This is a genomic window from Rhodococcus sp. ENV425 (assembly GCF_002887785.1).
Taxonomy (GTDB): domain Bacteria; phylum Actinomycetota; class Actinomycetes; order Mycobacteriales; family Mycobacteriaceae; genus Rhodococcus; species Rhodococcus aetherivorans.
The window spans coordinates 1-18516 of record NZ_PCZU01000040.1 but is presented as its reverse complement, the minus strand read 5'-3'; the positions used below and the strand labels follow the sequence as shown (position 1 = coordinate 18516).

General features: G+C 70.2%; 16 protein-coding genes. 14 read left to right on the top strand and 2 right to left on the bottom strand.

The annotated features are described in order from the left end of the window. The 12 genes from CQZ88_RS02870 to CQZ88_RS02810 form a co-directional block, all read left to right on the top strand. Positions 1 to 766, top strand: a 766-nt coding sequence (locus CQZ88_RS02870) for a WS/DGAT domain-containing protein (RefSeq protein ID WP_146034241.1), incomplete at its 5' end; no start/stop codon positions are given. 133 nt (positions 767 to 899) lie between these two features. Next, complete coding sequence (gene rpsO / locus CQZ88_RS02865; protein ID WP_003935677.1) at positions 900 to 1169, top strand: 30S ribosomal protein S15; 270 nt, start codon at positions 900 to 902, stop codon at positions 1167 to 1169. 369 nt (positions 1170 to 1538) lie between these two features. Next, on the top strand, positions 1539 to 3830 hold the full coding sequence (locus CQZ88_RS02855) for a polyribonucleotide nucleotidyltransferase (RefSeq protein WP_006948313.1): 2292 nt from the start codon (positions 1539 to 1541) through the stop codon (positions 3828 to 3830). A 288-nt stretch (positions 3831 to 4118) separates the two neighbouring features. Beyond that, positions 4119 to 5375: a NarK/NasA family nitrate transporter gene (locus CQZ88_RS02850; RefSeq protein ID WP_102799227.1), complete on the top strand. Its 1257-nt coding sequence runs from the start codon at positions 4119 to 4121 to the stop codon at positions 5373 to 5375. A 1-nt stretch (position 5376) separates the two neighbouring features. Beyond that, the gene (locus CQZ88_RS02845; RefSeq protein ID WP_102799226.1) at positions 5377 to 9066 is read left to right on the top strand and encodes a nitrate reductase subunit alpha; all 3690 of its coding nucleotides are present in this window, start codon (positions 5377 to 5379) and stop codon (positions 9064 to 9066) included. Between the two features lie 40 nt (positions 9067 to 9106). Continuing rightward, positions 9107 to 10783, top strand: a complete 1677-nt coding sequence (gene narH / locus CQZ88_RS02840; protein ID WP_006948304.1) for a nitrate reductase subunit beta — start codon at positions 9107 to 9109, stop codon at positions 10781 to 10783. After that, positions 10780 to 11478 (top strand): nitrate reductase molybdenum cofactor assembly chaperone, encoded by a 699-nt coding sequence (gene narJ / locus CQZ88_RS02835; protein WP_006948303.1) that lies wholly within the window; start codon positions 10780 to 10782, stop codon positions 11476 to 11478. Before narH ends, narJ begins: the two co-directional genes overlap by 4 nt. Positions 11479 to 11480: 2 nt before the next feature. Next, positions 11481 to 12212, top strand: coding sequence for a respiratory nitrate reductase subunit gamma (gene narI, locus CQZ88_RS02830; protein ID WP_029543309.1), 732 nt, complete (start codon positions 11481 to 11483; stop codon positions 12210 to 12212). An 84-nt stretch (positions 12213 to 12296) separates the two neighbouring features. Beyond that, positions 12297 to 13664 (top strand): pitrilysin family protein, encoded by a 1368-nt coding sequence (locus CQZ88_RS02825; protein WP_029543310.1) that lies wholly within the window; start codon positions 12297 to 12299, stop codon positions 13662 to 13664. Between the two features lie 83 nt (positions 13665 to 13747). Then, positions 13748 to 14503: a 4-hydroxy-tetrahydrodipicolinate reductase gene (gene dapB, locus CQZ88_RS02820; protein WP_180986934.1), complete on the top strand. Its 756-nt coding sequence runs from the start codon at positions 13748 to 13750 to the stop codon at positions 14501 to 14503. Then, a complete protein-coding gene (locus CQZ88_RS02815; RefSeq protein ID WP_029543312.1) occupies positions 14500 to 14976 on the top strand; it encodes a hypothetical protein in 477 nt (158 codons plus the stop codon). Before dapB ends, CQZ88_RS02815 begins: the two co-directional genes overlap by 4 nt. A 157-nt stretch (positions 14977 to 15133) precedes the next feature. Further along, complete coding sequence (locus CQZ88_RS02810) at positions 15134 to 15616, top strand: flavodoxin family protein (RefSeq protein ID WP_006948298.1); 483 nt, start codon at positions 15134 to 15136, stop codon at positions 15614 to 15616. Positions 15617 to 15656: 40 nt separating this feature from the next. On the opposite strand, the gene CQZ88_RS02805 is transcribed toward CQZ88_RS02810, so the two are convergent. Together CQZ88_RS02805 and CQZ88_RS02800 are read right to left on the bottom strand one after the other, a co-directional pair. Continuing rightward, positions 15657 to 16094 (bottom strand): SRPBCC family protein, encoded by a 438-nt coding sequence (locus CQZ88_RS02805; protein WP_006948297.1) that lies wholly within the window; start codon positions 16092 to 16094, stop codon positions 15657 to 15659. A gap of 60 nt (positions 16095 to 16154) precedes the next feature. Next, entirely contained in the window at positions 16155 to 16682 is a 528-nt protein-coding gene (locus CQZ88_RS02800; RefSeq protein WP_006948296.1) for a toxin-antitoxin system HicB family antitoxin, read from the bottom strand. 116 nt (positions 16683 to 16798) lie between these two features. On the opposite strand from CQZ88_RS02800, the gene thyX reads away from it, so the two are divergent. Both thyX and dapA read left to right on the top strand, forming a co-directional pair. Beyond that, on the top strand, positions 16799 to 17554 hold the full coding sequence (gene thyX, locus CQZ88_RS02795; RefSeq protein ID WP_006948294.1) for an FAD-dependent thymidylate synthase: 756 nt from the start codon (positions 16799 to 16801) through the stop codon (positions 17552 to 17554). A gap of 49 nt (positions 17555 to 17603) precedes the next feature. Beyond that, positions 17604 to 18512 carry a 4-hydroxy-tetrahydrodipicolinate synthase gene (gene dapA / locus CQZ88_RS02790; protein WP_006948292.1) on the top strand — a complete coding sequence of 303 codons (909 nt, stop codon included), beginning with the start codon at positions 17604 to 17606 and terminating at the stop codon, positions 18510 to 18512. The last annotated feature ends 4 nt before the right edge of the window (positions 18513 to 18516 follow it).

Here is an 18516-nt window from a genome sequence, read left to right as displayed (position 1 = left end):
GTCCGCGGACGCCCCGACGGTCCCGTCCCCGGCGGCGCGGCCCGCAGCGGTGCTCGCCGGGGCGCCCGGCCCCGACCGGGTGATCCGGATCGTGCGGCCCGACCTGGGCAGTCTCGTCGGCCGGACCTACACCGTGACGGCCATGGGCCTGGCAGCGGTGTCCCTCGCGATGCAGCGCTACTTCGGCGAGCGCGGCCGGCCCGTCGTCGGCGCCCACGTCGCGGTTCCGGTCGCGGTCGGCGCGGCCGGTGCCGCGCTGGGCGTCAATCGGCTGACCGCCGCGATCGTTCCGTTGTGTACCGAGGTCGCCGATCCCCGCGACCGGGTGGCGGCCGTGGCCGACGCGCTCGCCGGCGAACGGCGGGTCGCGACGTCCCCCGAGGTGCTGCACCGCCTCGCGGGTGCGGGCGCGGTGCCGTATCCGCTGTACCGCCGGGCGGCGGACCGGCGCGACCGTGCGGCGGCGGCGGGCGGGTTCGCGGCACCCGCCGAGACCGCGGTCACCAGTGTCGACTGTGGCGCCGACACCGGCTGGACCTACCACGGCGGAACGTTCCGTTTCGTCGCGGGCATCCAGTCCCTCCGCCCGGGGATGGGTCTGGTGCACTCCTTCAGCCGGGCCGGCGAAGCGTTCGCCGTCACGGTCATGAGCTCGCCGCTGCTGATGCCGGATCTCGATCGGTACGCGACCCTCCTCGAGGAGGCGTTCGCCGAGGTGATCGAGGCCACCGGAGGCCGCCGATCCGGCACCGGATCCCGCGGCTGAGGGTGGCCGGGGCCGGCACCTGCCCCTCTGGTACGCTCATCCGCTGGTGTGTGCTGCGGTTCGCGGTGGCCGCACCGACGGGCATCGGCCCGTTCCACGAAGCGCGCGGACGTCATCGATCAGGAGTATCCCAGTGGCATTGACCACCGAGCAGAAGAAGCAGATCCTCGGCGAGTACGGCCTCCACGAGACCGACACCGGATCGCCCGAGGCGCAGGTCGCGATGCTCACCAAGCGCATCCAGGACCTGACCGAGCACCTGAAGCAGCACAAGCACGACCACCACTCCCGCCGCGGCCTGCTGCTGCTGGTCGGTCGTCGTCGCCGGCTGCTCAAGTACGTCGAGAAGGTCGACGTCAACCGCTACCGTTCGCTGATCCAGCGTCTGGGTCTGCGCCGATAGGAGCGCGGCGAAGCGACGACGCGATCTGCGTTCGCTGATCTTTCCGATAGCCAACGAGGCAATGCTTAGACTGAGCCTCGTTGGCTATCGGTGTTTGGCCGCTGCGCGGCCGGAGGTGGGTGACGTGCCCACCGGACACCGGCAGCGGCACCCGCGGACGGCGACACCGCCCGCGGAACCGTATGCACCGACGGTGTCGGTCTTCGGTAGTGACCTTCCGGACCCGGTCCGGACGGTTTCGATCGACGACCGCCTCCGCACGCTCGGCCCGTGAGACGCGGGCACGGGCGATCGGTGCGCAGCCGCAGCCACGAGGGTTGTGGCGCCCGCGCGGGTACGGCGAAGACGAGAGGGAAGAGAAGAGTAGAGATGACCAGCAATTCAGCAGTCGAGGTCGACGAGGGCGTGTTCGAGTCCGTCGCAGTCCTCGACAACGGGTCCTTCGGCACCCGCCAGATTCGTTTCGAGACCGGCCGCCTCGCCCAGCAGGCCGCCGGCTCCGTCGTCGCGTACCTCGACGACGAGACCATGCTGCTGTCGGCGACGAGCGCCAGCAAGCAGCCCAAGGAGCACTTCGACTTCTTCCCGCTGACGGTGGACGTCGAGGAGCGCATGTACGCCGCGGGCCGCATCCCCGGCTCGTTCTTCCGTCGCGAGGGCCGGCCCTCCACCGACGCGATCCTGACCTGTCGCCTCATCGACCGGCCGCTGCGCCCGTCCTTCGTCGACGGCCTGCGCAACGAGATCCAGGTCGTGGTGACGGTGCTCAGCCTGAACCCGAACGACCTGTACGACGTCGTCGCGATCAACGCCGCGTCGGCGTCCACCCAGATCGCCGGCCTGCCGTTCTCCGGCCCGGTCGGCGGCGTGCGGGTCGCGCTGATCACCTCCGAGGAGAACAAGACCGGCCAGTGGGTCGCGTTCCCGACGGTCGAGCAGCTCGAGAACGCCGTGTTCGACATGGTGGTCGCGGGTCGCATCGTGGGTGGCGGCGACAACCCCGACACCGCCGACGTCGCGATCATGATGGTCGAGGCCGAGGCCACCGAGAACGTCGTCGAGCTGGTCGCCGGCGGTGCGCAGGCGCCGACCGAGACCGTCGTCGCCGAGGGTCTCGAGGCCGCCAAGCCGTTCATCGCGCGGCTGTGCGTCGCCCAGCAGCAGCTCGCCGCCGCGGCCGCGAAGCCCACCGGTGACTTCCCGCTGTTCCCGGCCTACGAAGCCGACGTGTACGAGGCCGTCGAGGCCGCCGCGTCGACCAAGCTGGCCGAGGCGCTGACCATCGCCGGCAAGCAGGAGCGCGACGAGCGGACCGACGAGGTCAAGGTCGAGGTCCTCGAGCAGGTGGCCCCCAACTTCGAGGGCCGTGAGAAGGAGATCGGCGCGGCGTTCCGCTCGCTCACCAAGAAGCTGGTCCGCCAGCGGATCCTGCGGGACAAGTTCCGCATCGACGGCCGCGGCATCACAGACATCCGCGCCCTGTCCGCCGAGGTCGCGATCGTGCCCCGGGCCCACGGCTCGGCGCTGTTCGAGCGTGGCGAGACCCAGATCATGGGTGTCACCACGCTGGACATGGTGAAGATGGCGCAGCAGATCGATTCGCTCGGTCCCGAGACCAGCAAGCGGTACATGCACCACTACAACTTCCCGCCGTACTCCACCGGTGAGACCGGCCGCGTCGGCTCGCCGAAGCGCCGCGAGATCGGCCACGGCGCCCTCGCCGAGCGGGCCCTGATCCCGGTCCTGCCCAGCCAGGAGGAGTTCCCCTACGCGATCCGTCAGGTCTCCGAGGCGCTCAGCTCGAACGGCTCCACCTCGATGGGCTCGGTGTGTGCCTCGACGCTGTCGCTGCTCAACGCCGGTGTGCCGCTCAAGGCCCCGGTCGCGGGCATCGCGATGGGCCTGGTCTCCGACGAGGTCGACGGTGAGACCCGCTACGTCGCGCTGACCGACATCCTCGGCGCCGAGGACGCGTTCGGTGACATGGACTTCAAGGTGGCCGGCACGAAGGATTTCGTCACCGCGCTGCAGCTCGACACCAAGCTCGACGGGATCCCGTCGCAGGTGCTCGCCGGGGCGCTGTCGCAGGCGCACGACGCCCGCGCCACCATCCTCGAGGTGATGGCCGAGGCCATCGAGACCCCGGACGAGATGAGCCCGTTCGCGCCCCGGATCACCACCATCAAGGTCCCGGTCGACAAGATCGGCGAGGTCATCGGCCCCAAGGGCAAGATGATCAACTCGATCACCGAGGAGACCGGCGCGAACATCTCCATCGAGGACGACGGCACGGTGTACGTCGGTGCCGCCGACGGCCCGTCCGCGCAGGCCGCGATCGACAAGATCAACGCCATCGCGAACCCGCAACTGCCGAAGGTGGGCGAGCGCTTCCTGGGCACCGTGGTCAAGACCACGGCGTTCGGCGCGTTCGTCTCGCTGCTGCCGGGCCGCGACGGCCTGGTGCACATCAGCAAGCTCGGCAACGGCAAGCGCATCGCCAAGGTCGAGGACGTCGTCAACGTGGGCTCGAAGATCCGCGTGGAGATCGCCGACATCGACAACCGGGGCAAGATCAGCCTGGTGCCGGTGCCCGACGAGGACACCGCCGACGCTTCGGGCGAGACACCCGAGGCTCCCGCGGCCGAGGACACGCAGCAGTAGTCCGGCCTCCGAGTCGCACCGCGGCCCCGCACCCTCGGAAGGTGCGGGGCCGCGGCCGTGTTTCCGGGGGAAGGCACGCGTCGGGCATCGGCCGGGTCGCGCCCCGGGGTCCGGGACATTCGCCCCGGCGTGACCGGATCGTTGTACTGTGTTGACGCACAATGTGTTCGGTGACTCCACGTGCCGTATTCCGGGGCGGAACCGTTCGCATGTCCCCACCGCCGGCACGCCATGCACCTTTTCCCTCAAAGCGGCTCGCTCGTTGCCTGAGGGTGGTTCTCTGGGGACGTGAACACCGCAACGGAGCGTGTCCCCGGTTCCGGCCGGGGACTGAACCTGGCGCTGGCCACCTGGGGTTCCGCCATCAATTTCTGGGCCTGGAACATGATCGGCCCGCTGTCCACCACCTACGCGGGTGAGCTGTCCCTCAGCAGCTCGCAGGCGTCGATGCTGGTCGCGACGCCGATCCTGGTCGGTTCGCTCGGCCGCATCGCCGTCGGTTCGCTCACCGACCGCCACGGCGGACGGATCATGTTCATCGCGATCTCCCTCCTGTCGATCCTGCCCGTGATCGCAGTGGGTTTCGCGGCCGAGGCCGGGTCGTACCCGCTCCTGCTGGTCTGCGGGTTCTTCCTCGGCATCGCGGGCACGATCTTCGCGGTCGGAATCCCGTTCGCGAACAATTGGTACGAACCCGCCCGCCGCGGCTTCGCCACGGGTGTTTTCGGCGCCGGCATGGTCGGCACCGCGCTCTCGGCATTCTTCACCCCACGCTTCGTGAACTGGTTCGGGCTCCTCGCGACGCATGTCATCGTTGCGGCCGCCCTCGCCGTCACCGCCGGCGTGTGCGTCCTCGTGATGCGCAACTCCCCGGACTTCCACCCGAACACCGACCCTGTCGGACCGAAACTTGCTGCGGCACTGAAACTGCGGGTCACGTGGGAGATGTCGTTCCTCTACGCCGTGGTGTTCGGCGGATTCGTGGCCTTCAGCAACTACCTGCCCACCTACATCAAGACCGTCTACGGCTTCTCCGCCGTCGACGCGGGCGCCCGCACCGCGGCGTTCGCCCTCGCCGCGGTGATCGCGCGGCCGATCGGCGGTGCCCTGTCCGACCGGATCGGACCCAAGCCCGTCGTGCTCGTCTCGTTCGCCGGGACCGCGGTGATGGCCGCCATCGCGATCCTGCAGCCGCCGCCGGAGGTGTGGGCGGCCACCGACTTCATCCTGCTCGCGGTCTTCCTCGGCGTCGGCACCGGCGGTGTCTTCGCCTGGGTCGCACGACGGTCCCCCGCGAAGTCCGTGGGATCGGTCACCGGCATCGTCGCCGCGGCCGGGGGGCTCGGCGGCTACTTCCCGCCGCTGGTCATGGGCGCGACCTACGACCCCGCCGACAACGACTACACGGTGGGACTGGCGCTGCTCGTCGTCACCGCCCTCGTCGCCCTGCTCTACACCGCGGTCAAGCTGAGGGCCCACGAGAACGCCGCGCGCGACACACCCGGGGCCGGCACGACCACCACGACGCGACCCGAAGGGAGATGACGTGACAACCCAGCACACCGGCGGTGCCGCTGAAGAGTTGCTGCGCAGCAGCGGACGGTTCTTCACCCCGGGGGAGATCTCCGGAGACGGCCGGACCGTCACCCGCCGCGGCGGACGCGAAGGCGACATCTTCTACCGGGACCGGTGGAGTCACGACAAGGTGGTCCGGTCCACCCACGGCGTCAACTGCACCGGTTCGTGTTCGTGGAAGATCTACGTCAAGGACGGGATCATCACGTGGGAGACGCAGGAAACCGACTACCCCACGGTGGGCCCCGACCGCCCCGAGTACGAACCGCGCGGCTGTCCCCGCGGCGCTGCGTTCTCGTGGTACACGTACTCGCCGACGCGGGTGCGCTACCCGTACGCCCGCGGCGCGCTCGTCGAGATGTACCGCGAGGCCAGGGCGCGGCTCGGCGATCCCGTTCTGGCGTGGGCCGACATCCAGGGCGATCCCGAACGGCGCCGCCGTTACCAGCGGGCCCGCGGCAAGGGCGGCCTGGTCCGGGTGACGTGGGCCGAGGCGACCGAGCTGATTGCGGCGGCGCACGTGCACACCGTCCGGGAATACGGCCCCGACCGGGTGGCCGGCTTCTCGCCGATCCCCGCGATGTCGATGGTGTCCTTCGCTGCCGGTTCCCGGTTCGTCGAGCTGATCGGCGGCGTCATGACGTCCTTCTACGACTGGTACGCCGACCTTCCCGTCGCCTCTCCGCAGGTGTTCGGGGACCAGACCGACGTGCCCGAATCCGGCGACTGGTGGGACGCGGCCTACCTCATGATGTGGGGATCGAACGTGCCGGTCACGCGCACACCCGACGCGCACTGGATGGCCGAGGTCCGCTACCGCGGCACGAAGGTCGTGACGGTGAGTCCCGACTACGCCGACAACACGAAGTTCGCCGACGAATGGATGCCGTGCGCGGCGGGCACCGACGGCGCGCTGGCGATGGCGATGGGCCACGTGCTGCTGACCGAGTTCTACGTCGAGCAGCGGGTCCCCTTCTTCGTCGACTACGTCCGGCAGTACACCGACCTGCCGTTCCTCGTGAAACTCGAGGAACGCGACGGCCGGCTCGTCCCGGGCAAGAACCTCACCGCGGCCGACCTCGGTCGGGACGTGGAGAACGCGGCGTTCAAGCCGGCGCTGCTCGACGGTGCGACCGACACCGTGGCGGTTCCGCACGGTTCGCTCGGCTACCGGTACGGCGACGACGGCATCGGCAAGTGGAACCTCGATCTGGGCGACCTCGTGCCGGCACTGACCGTCGCGCATCCCGGCGGCATCGCCGGCGAGGACGCGGTGACGGTGCACCTGCCGAGCTTCGACACGGTCGACGGGCACGGGGCGAGCATCGAGCGCGGAGTGCCGGTGCGGCGCGTCGGAGGACACCTGGTGTGCACCGTGTTCGACCTCATGCTTGCGCAGTACGGCGTCTCCCGTCCGGGCCTACCGGGCGTGTGGCCGACCGGCTACGACGATCCCGCCGTCCCCTACACCCCGGCGTGGCAGGAAGGCATCACGGGAGTTCCCGCCGCCCAGGCGATCCGGATCGCGAAGGAGTTCGCGCGCAACGCGGAGGAATCCGGCGGCCGGTCGATGATCATCATGGGTGCCGGCATCTGCCAGTGGTTCCATGGTGACGCGACCTACCGGGCGGTGCTGGCGTTGCTCCTTCTCACCGGGTCGATGGGCCGCAACGGGGGTGGCTGGGCCCACTACGTCGGGCAGGAGAAGTGCCGGCCCGTCACCGGCTGGGCTGCGATGGCGATGGGCACCGACTGGAGCCGGCCGCCGCGGCAGATGGCCGGTACGTCGTACTGGTACGTCCACACCGACCAGTGGCGCTACGACGGGTACCGCGCCGACGCGCTGGCGAGCCCGCTGGGCCGCGGCCGGTTCCGGGACAAGCACACGATGGACGTGATGACCTCCGCGGTCGCGATGGGGTGGACCCCGTTCTACCCGCAGTTCGACCGCAACACCCACGAGATCGCCGACGAGGCGCGGGCTGCGGGCGTGGACATCCCCGCGTACGTCGCCCGGAAACTCGCGAGCGGCGAGGTGAAACTGTCGGTCACCGACCCGGACAACCCGCGCAACTGGCCGCGGGTGCTCAACGTGTGGCGGTCCAACCTGCTCGGCTCGTCCAGCAAGGGCAACGAGTACTTCCTGCGGCACCTGCTCGGGACCGACTCGAACATCCAGGGCGTGCCGACCGGTCCGGACCTGCGCCCGCACGACGTCGCCTGGCCGGACGACCTGCCCGAGGGCAAGCTCGACCTGCTGATGTCGATCGACTTCCGGATGACGTCGACCACGCTGTTCTCCGACGTGGTGCTGCCTGCCGCGACGTGGTACGAGAAGGGCGACCTGTCGAGCACCGACATGCACCCCTACATCCACGCCTTCAGTCCCGCGATCGACCCGCCGTGGGAAACGCGTTCCGACTACGAGGCCTTCGGCGCCATCGCGAAGGTGTTCAGCGCGCTGGCGGCGAAGCATCTCGGAACCCGCACCGACATCGTGCTCGGCACACTGCAGCACGACACGCCGGGCGCGATGGCGTATCCGTCGGGCACGGAGAAGGATTGGCGCGTCACCGGGGAGGTGCCGGTGCCGGGCCGGACCATGGGCCCGCTCGCGGTGGTCGAACGGGACTACACCGCGATCGCCGACAAATGGTCGACCCTCGGGCCGCTCGTCGACACCCTCGGCCTGACCACCAAGGGCGTCACGACACGTCCGGTGCAGGAGGTCGCGGAGCTCGCCGCGACGTTCGGTGTGATGAATTCCGGTGCCGGGGAAGGCCGCCCGGCGGTCACGAGCGCCGAACGGATGGCCGATGTCATCCTCGCGCTGTCGGGCACCTCGAACGGCCGGCTCGCCGTCGAGGGCTTCCGTGAACTCGAGAAGCGCACCGGCCGCCGGCTCGTGCACCTCGCCGAGGGCAGCGAGGAACGCCGCATCACCTACGCCGACACCCAGGCCCGGCCGGTCCCGGTGATCACCAGCCCGGAATGGTCCGGCAGCGAGACCGGCGGGCGCCGCTACGCGCCGTTCACGGTGAACATCGAGGAACTCAAACCGTTTCACACGCTCACCGGCCGCATGCACTTCTACGTCGATCACGACTGGATCGAGGAACTCGGCGAGCAGTTGCCGACCTACCGTCCGCCGCTGGACATGTCGCGCCTGTTCGGCGAGCCCGCCGTGGGCAGCGGCGACGGCGTCGGACTGACCGTGCGGTACCTCACCCCGCACTCGAAGTGGTCGATCCACTCCGAGTACCAGGACAACCTGTTCATGCTGTCCCTCTCGCGGGGCGGTCCGACCATGTGGATGAGCCCGGGGGACGCGGCGAAGATCTCGGTGCGTGACAACGACTGGGTCGAGGCCGTCAACCGCAACGGCGTCGTGGTGTGCCGCGCGATCGTCTCGCACCGCATGCCCGACGGCGTCGTGTACGTCTACCACGCGCAGGAACGCACCATCGACGTGCCGCTCACCGAGACCACCGGCACCCGCGGCGGCATCCACAACTCGCTCACGAGGATCCTGATCAAGCCCACCCACCTGGCGGGTGGCTACGCGCAGACGTCGTTCGCGTTCAACTACCTCGGCCCCACCGGAAATCAACGCGACGAGGTGACGGTCGTACGCCGCCGGTCGCAGGAGGTCACGTACTGATGTCGACACCCACGACCACGATCCGGGAAGCGAGGCCGGCATGAAGGTGATGGCCCAGATGGCAATGGTCATGAACCTCGACAAGTGCATCGGCTGCCACACGTGCTCGGTCACCTGCAAACAGGCCTGGACCAACCGCTCCGGCACCGAATACGTGTGGTTCAACAACGTCGAGACCCGGCCCGGCCTGGGATATCCCCGTATGTACGAGGACCAGGAACGCTGGCGCGGCGGATGGATCCGCGACCGGAACGGCCGGCTGCGGCTGCGCGACGGCGGCCGGTGGAACAAGCTGTTCCGGATCTTCTCGAACCCGAAGATGCCGGCGATCGGCGACTACTACGAACCGTGGACCTACGACTACGAGAACCTCACCACCGCGCCGCTCGGCGACCAGATCCCCGTGGCGCCGCCGCGCAGCCTGATCAGCGGCAAGCCGATGAAGGTCGAATGGTCGGCGAACTGGGACGACGACCTCGGCGGCTCGCCGGAGATCGTCCCCGCCGACCCGGTGCTGAAGAAGGTCGGCGAGCAGGTCCGGCTCGAACTCGAACAGACCTTCATGTTCTACCTGCCGCGTATCTGCGAGCACTGCCTGAATCCGTCGTGCGTCTCGTCGTGCCCCTCGGGAGCGATGTACAAGCGTGTCGAGGACGGCATCGTTCTCGTCGACCAGGACCGCTGCCGCGGCTGGCGGATGTGCGTGTCCGGCTGCCCCTACAAGAAGGTGTACTTCAACCACAAGACCGGCAAGGCCGAGAAGTGCACGCTGTGCTACCCGCGCGTGGAGGTAGGCCTGCCCACCGTGTGCGCGGAAACCTGCGTGGGCCGGCTGCGGTACATCGGGCTCGTGCTCTACGACGTCGACCGGGTGCTCGAGGCCGCGTCCGTCGAGGACGAGAAGGACCTCTACGAGGCACAGCGGCAGGTGCTGCTCGACCCCCACGACCCGGAGGTGATCGCCGGCGCCCGCGCCGAGGGCATCTCCGACGAGTGGATCGAGGCCGCCCAGCGGTCGCCCGTGTACGCGCTGATCAACACGTATCGGGTTGCGCTGCCGCTGCACCCGGAGTACCGCACGATGCCGATGGTCTGGTACGTGCCGCCGCTCTCGCCGGTCGTCGACGCGGTGACCCGCGACGGCCACGACGGCGAGGACATCGGGAACCTGTTCGGTGCGCTCGAATCGCTGCGCATCCCGATCGAGTACCTGGCGGGACTGTTCACGGCGGGCGACACCGACGCCGTCGAAGCGGTGCTGCACCGGCTCGCCGCGATGCGCTCGTACATGCGCGACATCAACCTGGGCCGGGACACGCGGCCGGACATCCCCGACGCCGTCGGCATGACCGAGGAGCAGATGTACGAGATGTACCGATTGCTCGCCCTTGCCAAGTACGACGAGCGGTACGTGATCCCGACCGCCTACGCGGCCGAAGGCCACCAGCTCGAGGAATCCGCCACCGACTGCGCGTTGTCGTTCGAGGGCGGCCCCGGCATGTACGACTCCGGGCCGTTCGGCGAGGCCAGCGGAGGTCCCGTTCCCGTCGCGGTGGAAACCTTCCACGCGCTCCGGCAGCGGCAGACCTCCGAGGGGATGGCGGCGAACGCGTCGAATCCCTCCCGCGTGAACCTGCTCAACTGGGACGGCAAGGGCGTGCCCCAGGGCCTGTTCCCGGCCGGGCATCGAGTCGAGAACCGGGGGAGCGGGCGATGAGGGGGCTGCTGCGCCGTGGCGCGCGCGACACCGCATCGCGGCACCTGCAGCACCGGCTGATCCGGCAGGCGGCGTCGCTGCTGCTGGCGTACCCCGACGAGCGACTGCCGTCCCGTCTCGCGACCGTCGACCGGCTTCTCGGGCACATCACCGGGGAACCGGCGGAGCTGCTGGGCCGGACCCTCGCCGCCCTGCGCGACGGCGATCCCTTCGCCGCGCAGGCCGACTACGTCGACACGTTCGACATGCGCCGGCGCTCGACGATGTACCTCACGTACTGGACCGGCGGCGACACCCGCAACCGGGGCGCGGCGATCCACGCGTTCGCGCAGGCCTACCGCGACGCCGGCGCGGAGCCACCGCCCGGGGAGGCGCCCGATCACCTCCCGGTGGTGCTCGAATTCGCCGCGACCGTCGACCCGGACGCGGGGGAGCACCTGCTCGCCGCGCACCGCATCCCGATCGACGTGCTCCGGGTCGCGCTCGGCGAACGCGATTCCCCGTATGCGGCGGCGATCGAGGCGGTGTGCGCGACGTTGCCCCCGGTCGGCGATCAGGAAGAGCGCCGCGCCCGGCAGCTCGCGGAGGCCGGGCCGCCGGCCGAGGCGATCGGCCTCGAACCGTTCACCCTCACCGTCCCACCGCGCCGGACCGCAACCGTCTCGGCCCAGACCCGAGCCGAAGGAGTCGACTGACCATGTCCGCAGGGGAGATCTTCTGGGACGTCGTGCCGTACGTCACCATCGCCGTGGTGGTCGTCGGCACGTGGTGGCGCTACCGCTACGACAAGTTCGGCTGGACCACCCGCTCGTCGCAGCTCTACGAGAGCAAGCTGCTGCGCATCGCCAGCCCGATGTTCCACTTCGGCATCCTCGTGGTGATCGTGGGGCACGTCATCGGTCTGCTCATCCCGCAGTCGTGGACCGATGCGATCGGTCTGAGCCAGCACGCGTACCACGTGCAGGCGGTGACGCTGGGCACCGTCGCCGGGATCGCCACCCTCGTCGGGATCCTGTTGCTGATCTACCGCCGCCGCACCCGCGGACCGGTCTTCATGGCCACCACCGCCAACGACAAGCTGATGTACGTGGTGCTCGTCGCCGCGATCGTCGCGGGACTCGCCACGACCCTGATGGGCTCGGGTGTGGTGGGGGAGGAGCACAACTACCGCGAGACCGTCTCGCCGTGGTTCCGCTCCATCTGGATCCTGCAGCCGCGCGGCGACCTCATGGTGCAGGCACCCCTGTCGTTCCAGCTCCATGCGCTGATCGCCCTGGCCCTGTTCGCGCTGTGGCCGTTCACCCGCCTGGTGCACGCCTTCAGCGCACCCGTCGGATACCTGTTCCGCCCCTACGTGGTCTACCGCAGCAGGGACGTCGCCCCCAAGGGGCAGCTGGTCGGGTCGCGGCCGCACCGCCGCGGGTGGTGACCGGAAGGGGTGCGCGGCGGCGCGTGTAGTGTGAGATGTTCCGTCCAGCACACCCACTCGCCTGTAGGACCGTCGAACATCTTCATGGCCGCCACCCGCCGCTCCGCCGCCGCTCCGTCCGCCGCCGTTTCGTCCGTCGTCGCCTCCGCGTCGGCACCCACCGAGCCCGACTCCGGGGTTCGGCGCACCCACCTGCCCGGGGGGCTCCGCGTCGTCACCGAGCACGTGCCCGGCGTGCGCTCGGCCGCCGTCGGCGTCTGGGTGGGCGTCGGCTCCCGCGACGAGCAGCCCTCCGTCGCCGGTGCCGCCCACTTCCTCGAGCACCTGCTGTTCAAGGCCACCCCGACCCGGACCGCGCTCGACATCGCCGAACTCGTCGACGGGGTCGGCGGCGAGCTCAACGCGTTCACCGCGAAGGAGCACACCTGCTTCTACGCCCACGTGCTCGACGACGATCTGCCCCTGGCCGTCGACCTCGTCGCCGACGTCGTGCTGCGCGGCCGTTGCCGCAGCGCCGACGTCGACGTCGAACGGCAGGTCGTCCTCGAGGAGATCGCAATGCGCGACGACGATCCCGAGGATCTGCTCGGCGACGCGTTCCTCACCGCCCTGTACGGCGACCACCCGATCGGCCGTCCGATAATCGGCTCGGTCGAATCGATCGAGGCGATGACCCGTACCCAGTTGCACTCGTTCCACGTGCGGCGGTACACGCCGGACCGCATGGTCGTCGCCGTCGCCGGCAATGTCGATCACGACCACACCGTGGAACTGGTCCGTCGCGCGTTCGCCGGGCACCTCGACCCCGCCACGACCGCCGCCCCGCGCCGCGAGGGCAGTCTCCGCCTGCGTACGACGCCGACGCTGAGCATCACCGACCGCGACGGCGAGCAGGCCCACCTGGCGGTCGGCGTGCGATCCTTCGGCCGCCACGACCACCGGCGCTGGGCGCTGTCGGTGCTCAACACCGCCGTCGGCGGCGGCTTGAGCTCACGGCTGTTCCAGGAGATCCGGGAGAAGCGCGGCCTCGCCTACTCGGTGTACTCGGGTGTGGACACCTTCGCCGACACCGGCGCGTTCTCCGTCTACGCCGGCTGCCAGCCCGAGAACCTCGGCGAGGTCGCCGCGCTCGTCCGCGAGGTGCTCGCCGATGTCGCCGAGAACGGCGTCACCGAGGCCGAGTGCGCCCGCGCCAAGGGTTCGCTGCGCGGGGCTCTGGTCCTCGGCCTCGAGGACACCGGGGCCCGGATGAACCGGATCGGACGCAGCGAACTGAGCTACGGCACGCACTGGAGTGTCACCGAGACGCTCGAGCGGATCTCGTCGGTGAGCGCGGCGGAGGTCCGCGCCGTCGCCGCCGAGCTGCTGCACCGGCCGTTCGCCGCGGCCGTCGCCGGACCGTATCGCCGGCCCCGGGACCTGCCCGCCTCGGTGCGCGTCCTCGTCGCGTGACCGCGGGCTGAGCACGGTCGAGGTCGTCCGGTTGCGTAGGCTGCTGCGGGACGGCGATCGGACGAGGAAGCGTGGAGAGTCAAGTGAACGCAGCAGCAATTCGGGTGGGTGTGCTCGGCGCCAAGGGCAAGGTCGGGCAGGCGATCTGCGCGGCCGTCGAGGCGGCCGCCGACCTCGAGCTCGTTGCTGCGGTCGACCGGGGCGACAGCCTCGACGACTTCGTCGCCTCCCGGGCGCAGGTGGTGGTGGACTTCACCCACCCCGATGTGGTGATGGGCAACCTGCAGTTCCTCGTCGAGCACGGCATCCACGCCGTCGTCGGCACTACCGGATTCGACGACGCACGACTGGACCGGGTCCGCGGCTGGCTGGCCGCGCAGCCGGAGGTCGGCGTCCTGATCGCGCCGAACTTCGCGATCGGTGCCGTGCTGTCGATGCGCTTCGCGCAGGCCGCCGCGCGGTTCTTCGACTCCGTCGAGGTCATCGAGCTGCACCACCCCAACAAGGCGGACGCGCCGTCGGGCACGGCCTACCGCACCGCGGCGCTCATCGCGCAGGCCCGCGCCGCGGCCGGTGTGGGCCGCAGCCCCGACGCCACCAGCACCGAACTCGAGGGTGCCCGCGGCGCCGACGTGGAGGGGGTGCGGGGGCACTCCGTGCGTCTGGCCGGGCTCGTCGCACACCAGGAGGTGCTGCTCGGCACCCAGGGCGAGACCCTGACCATCCGCCACGACTCGATCGACCGGTCCTCCTTCGCGCCCGGCGTGCTGCTCGGCGTGCGCGAGATCGGGGACCGGCCCGGCCTCACCGTCGGCATCGACCCCCTCCTCGACCTGTGAGGGGCGACCTGGTCAAGGTCCTCGCGCCGATCGCCTTCATCGTCGTCGCGCTGGGGTTCTACTTCGTGCTGCTCGGCGGGCGCGGGCTCGAACTGGTGCGCTCCGGCAACGCCGCGGCCGTCGGGCTCGGCATCGGCGTGCTGCTGCTGCCGTTGGTGGGCGTGTGGATCGTCTACGCCACCGTGCGGGCCGGTTTCCAGCACCAGCACCTGTCCCGGCGGATCCACGAGGAGGGCCTCGAACTCGACGTGCGCGACCTGCCGCGCCGGCCGTCGGGCCGGATCGACCGCGACGCCGCCGACGCCCTGTTCGAGCGGGTCAAGAAGGAGTGGGAGGCCGACCCGGACAACTGGCGCAACTCCTACCGTCTCGCCCGCGCGTACGACTACGCCGGCGACCGCGGCCGGGCCCGGGAGACCATGCGCCGGGCCGTCGCGCTCGAGAAGCTCGAGCGCCCGCAGTCCGCCGACTGATCATGCGCCCCGGCGTCGAGCGAATGTATCGTTCATCTCCTCAGCGGTAGCGGGCGATACATTCGCTCGGTCCACGCCCCGGCCGAAGCCTGATCGCGGTTGCGGTTGTCGTTGCGGGGCAGGGACACCGATCGGTCGGCGACGTACCCTGCAGGGTGTGACCGAGGCCCCCGCCGACGGTGAGCGCACTCTGCTCGTCGTCCACCACACTCCGTCCCCGTCGACCCGCGAACTGCTCGAGGCGGTGCTGGCCGGGGCGCGTGACCCCGACATCGTGGGCGTGCGGGTGCGGACGGTGCCGGCGCTGGGTGCGACCGTGCCGGACGTGCTCGCCGCCGACGGTTACGTGTTCGGCACCACCGCGAACTTCGGATACATGTCGGGGGCACTCAAGCACTTCTTCGACACCGTCTACTACCCGTGCCTCGACGCCGTCGCGGGCCGGCCGTACGGGTTGTGGGTACACGGCAACAACGACACCGCGGGCGCCGTCGCCTCGGTGCGCAAACTCGTCACCGGACTCGCCTTGGCGCAGGTCACGGAGGATCTCGAGATCACCGGGCCGATCGACGCAAAGGTCCGTGAACGCTGCTACGAACTCGGGGCGACCGTCGCGGTGTCCGTGTCGGAGGAGTGCTGACCGTCCGGGACGTCGCAGGCACCGGACACCGCGCGGTGCGTCAGAGCTGCTGCTCGACGAACTTCGTCAGGCCCCGCTCGGCGGTCTCCATCGCCATCTTCTGCGCCTTCTTGACCATGAAGCCGGGCAGCGGGATCTTCGGATCGATCGTGAGGGTGAAGTCGACGCGGGTGCCGCTCTCGGTGGCGGTGAGGGTGTAGGTGCCGTCCTGCTGGTGCTGCTGGTGGCTCTCGACCAGGGTCCAGGACATCGATTCGTCGCCGTTCCAGTAGTAGTCCACCACCTGCTCGTCGTGGAGACCGATGATGGAGACGGTCATGCGCACGCGGTGCGGGCGGCCGTCCGGGTGGGTGGTCTCGACGACGACGGTCTTGTGGGGCCCGGACCACTCCGGCAGCCGGTCGACCGCGGCGATTCCCGCCATCACGCGACCCGGGTCGGCCTTGATCTCGAAACTGCTGGAACTGCTGACGGCCATGGGCTCACTTCCTCGTCTTTCGGGTGACGTGCGTCGGCAATGTACCGCACGGCCTCCCGCTCAACCGTCCTCGCGCTCGGACGGTTCCGACGTAGCGGACGGGCCGGGCCCGGTCTCCTCGGCGCGACGCGTCGCGGCGCGCTCGTCGGCGCGGCGCTGATACCGCATCTGCTCGCGCAGCGCCCCCTGGACGGCCTGCGACACCCACGAGTTCAGTGACACGCCGTTCTGGGCCGCCGCCTCCTCGGCGCGTGCCTTGATCTGCTCGACGAGGCGCAGCGTCACCCGGCTGATGTCCCCGGTGACGTCCTCGAAAGTCGTTGCGGTGCCTGTAGTTTCGGTGGGCGCATCCGTGTGCACCTCGAGCACCGCCGCGCTGCCGTCGAGACGCACGGTGACCACCCGGTCGCCGAGCTCCTTCGAGACCTCCGCCGCCATGTCCGACAGTGCCCGCAGCACGGCCAGGCGGGCGGGCGCGGCGACCGCTGTGGCGAGGGCTGCCGCGGTCCGGCGGGTCTGTTCGTCGCCGAGCTCCGCGGCGGCGACGAGGGACTCGGTGATCGCGTCCAGGTACGGGTCCAGGTTCATGACGCCATACTGATGTCAACGATGATGTCAGTCAAGACGTCAACACGCGGCCCGCGTCCGGTGCCGCCCGCGGCGGCGCTACGGTTCGACTGGATCGACAACCTGGAGGAGAACCGATGGCGCCCGAGCCCGTCACGCTGAAGGTCAGGCTGGTGGCCAAGACCGAGTTCGTCCCGCCCGCCGACGTGCCCTGGGAGACCGACGCCGACGGCGGGGAGGCACTCGCCGAGTTCGCCGGCCGGGCCTGCTACCAGAGCTGGTCCAAGCCCAACCCGCGCACGGCCACGAACGCCGGGTACCTACGCCACCTGCTCACCGTCGGGCACCTGTCCGTGCTCGAGCACGGTTCGGTGAGCTTCTACATCACCGGCATCTCCCGGTCGTGCACCCACGAACTCATCCGGCACCGGCACTTCTCCTACTCCCAGCTGTCCCAGCGGTTCGTCCGCGGCAGCGACGCGCCGGTCGTGGTCCCGCCGGCCGTGGCGGGGGATCCGCGGCTCGAGGAACTGTTCCTCGCCGCCGCCGAGTCCAGCCGGGCCGCGTACATCGAACTGCTCGACGCGCTCGACGCGAAACTGTCCCACCTGCCCGAGGGGCCGATCCGCGCGAAACAGGCCCGCGAGGCCGCGCGATCGGTGCTGCCCAACGCCACCGAGACCCGCGTCGTCGTCACCGGCAACTACCGGTCCTGGCGGCACTTCGTGGCCATGCGCGCGACCGAGCACGCCGACGTCGAGATCCGCCGCCTCGCCGTCGAGTGCCTGCGTCAGCTGCAGGACGCCGCGCCGAACATCTTCGGCGACTTCACCATCACCCGCCTGCCCGACGGCTCCGAGGTCGCCGCCAGCGCCTTCGCCGCCGACACCTGACCGGCAGGTGTGTGTGGAACAGCCCCCGTCACGCGGTAGCCTTCTGACCATGACCAACGGTGATTCCGCTTCTGCTGTCGAGCTTCCGTTCGGCACCATCGCCACAGCGATGGTGACCCCGTTCACCGCCGACGGCAAGCTCGACGTGGACGCGGGTGTGCGTCTTGCCGCCTACCTGGTCGACGGCGGCTGCGATGCGCTGGTTCTCGCGGGCACCACCGGCGAATCGCCGACCACCACCGAGAACGAGAAGCTCGAGCTGATGCGCGCCGTGCTCGCCGCGGTGGGGGACCGCGCGAAGATCATCGCCGGCGCCGGCAGCAACGACACCGCCCACAGCGTCGAACTCGCCCGCGACGCCGCGCGGGCCGGCGCCCACGGCCTGCTCGTCGTCACTCCGTACTACTCGCGGCCGCCGCAGGCCGGGCTCTACGCCCACTTCACGGCCGTCGCGAACGCCACCGACCTGCCGGTCATGCTCTACGACATCCCACCGCGCTCGGTCGTGCCGATCGAAACGGAGACGCTGCGCCGGCTCGCGGAGCATCCGCGCATCGTGGCGGTCAAGGACGCCAAGGGCGACCTCAACGCCGGTGCCGAGCTCATCGGCACCACCGACCTGAAGTTCTACTCCGGCGACGACCCGCTGAACCTGCCGTGGCTGTCCGTCGGCGCCGTCGGATTCGTCAGTGTCATCGGGCATCTCGTTCCCGGCCGGCTGCGCGAGCTGTACGACGCCTTCCAGGCCGGCGACCTCGTCCGCGCCCGCGCGGTCAACCTGAGCCTCATGCCGATCCTGCGCGCCGTCTCCCGCCTCGGCGGGGTGAGCGCGTCGAAGGCAGGTCTGCGGTTGATGGGTCTCGACGTCGGCGAGCCGCGCCTGCCCCAGGTGGCGCCGACCTCTGCGCAGATCGACGCGCTCGCCGCGGATCTGCACGCCGCGGGGGTGCTCGCGTGAGCCG

What these genes read in the sequence shown, in the direction of transcription:
- CQZ88_RS02855 (WP_006948313.1), top strand. Translation starts at nt 1,539, where the DNA reads ATGACCAGCAATTCAGCAGTCGAGGTCGACGAGGGCGTGTTCGAGTCC.
- narH (WP_006948304.1), top strand. Translation starts at nt 9,107, where the DNA reads ATGAAGGTGATGGCCCAGATGGCAATGGTCATGAACCTCGACAAGTGC.
- narJ (WP_006948303.1), top strand. Translation starts at nt 10,780, where the DNA reads ATGAGGGGGCTGCTGCGCCGTGGCGCGCGCGACACCGCATCGCGGCAC.
- narI (WP_029543309.1), top strand. Translation starts at nt 11,481, where the DNA reads ATGTCCGCAGGGGAGATCTTCTGGGACGTCGTGCCGTACGTCACCATC.
- CQZ88_RS02825 (WP_029543310.1), top strand. Translation starts at nt 12,297, where the DNA reads ATGGCCGCCACCCGCCGCTCCGCCGCCGCTCCGTCCGCCGCCGTTTCG.
- CQZ88_RS02805 (WP_006948297.1), bottom strand. Translation starts at nt 16,094, where the DNA reads ATGGCCGTCAGCAGTTCCAGCAGTTTCGAGATCAAGGCCGACCCGGGT.
- CQZ88_RS02800 (WP_006948296.1), bottom strand. Translation starts at nt 16,682, where the DNA reads ATGAACCTGGACCCGTACCTGGACGCGATCACCGAGTCCCTCGTCGCC.
- thyX (WP_006948294.1), top strand. Translation starts at nt 16,799, where the DNA reads ATGGCGCCCGAGCCCGTCACGCTGAAGGTCAGGCTGGTGGCCAAGACC.
- dapA (WP_006948292.1), top strand. Translation starts at nt 17,604, where the DNA reads ATGACCAACGGTGATTCCGCTTCTGCTGTCGAGCTTCCGTTCGGCACC.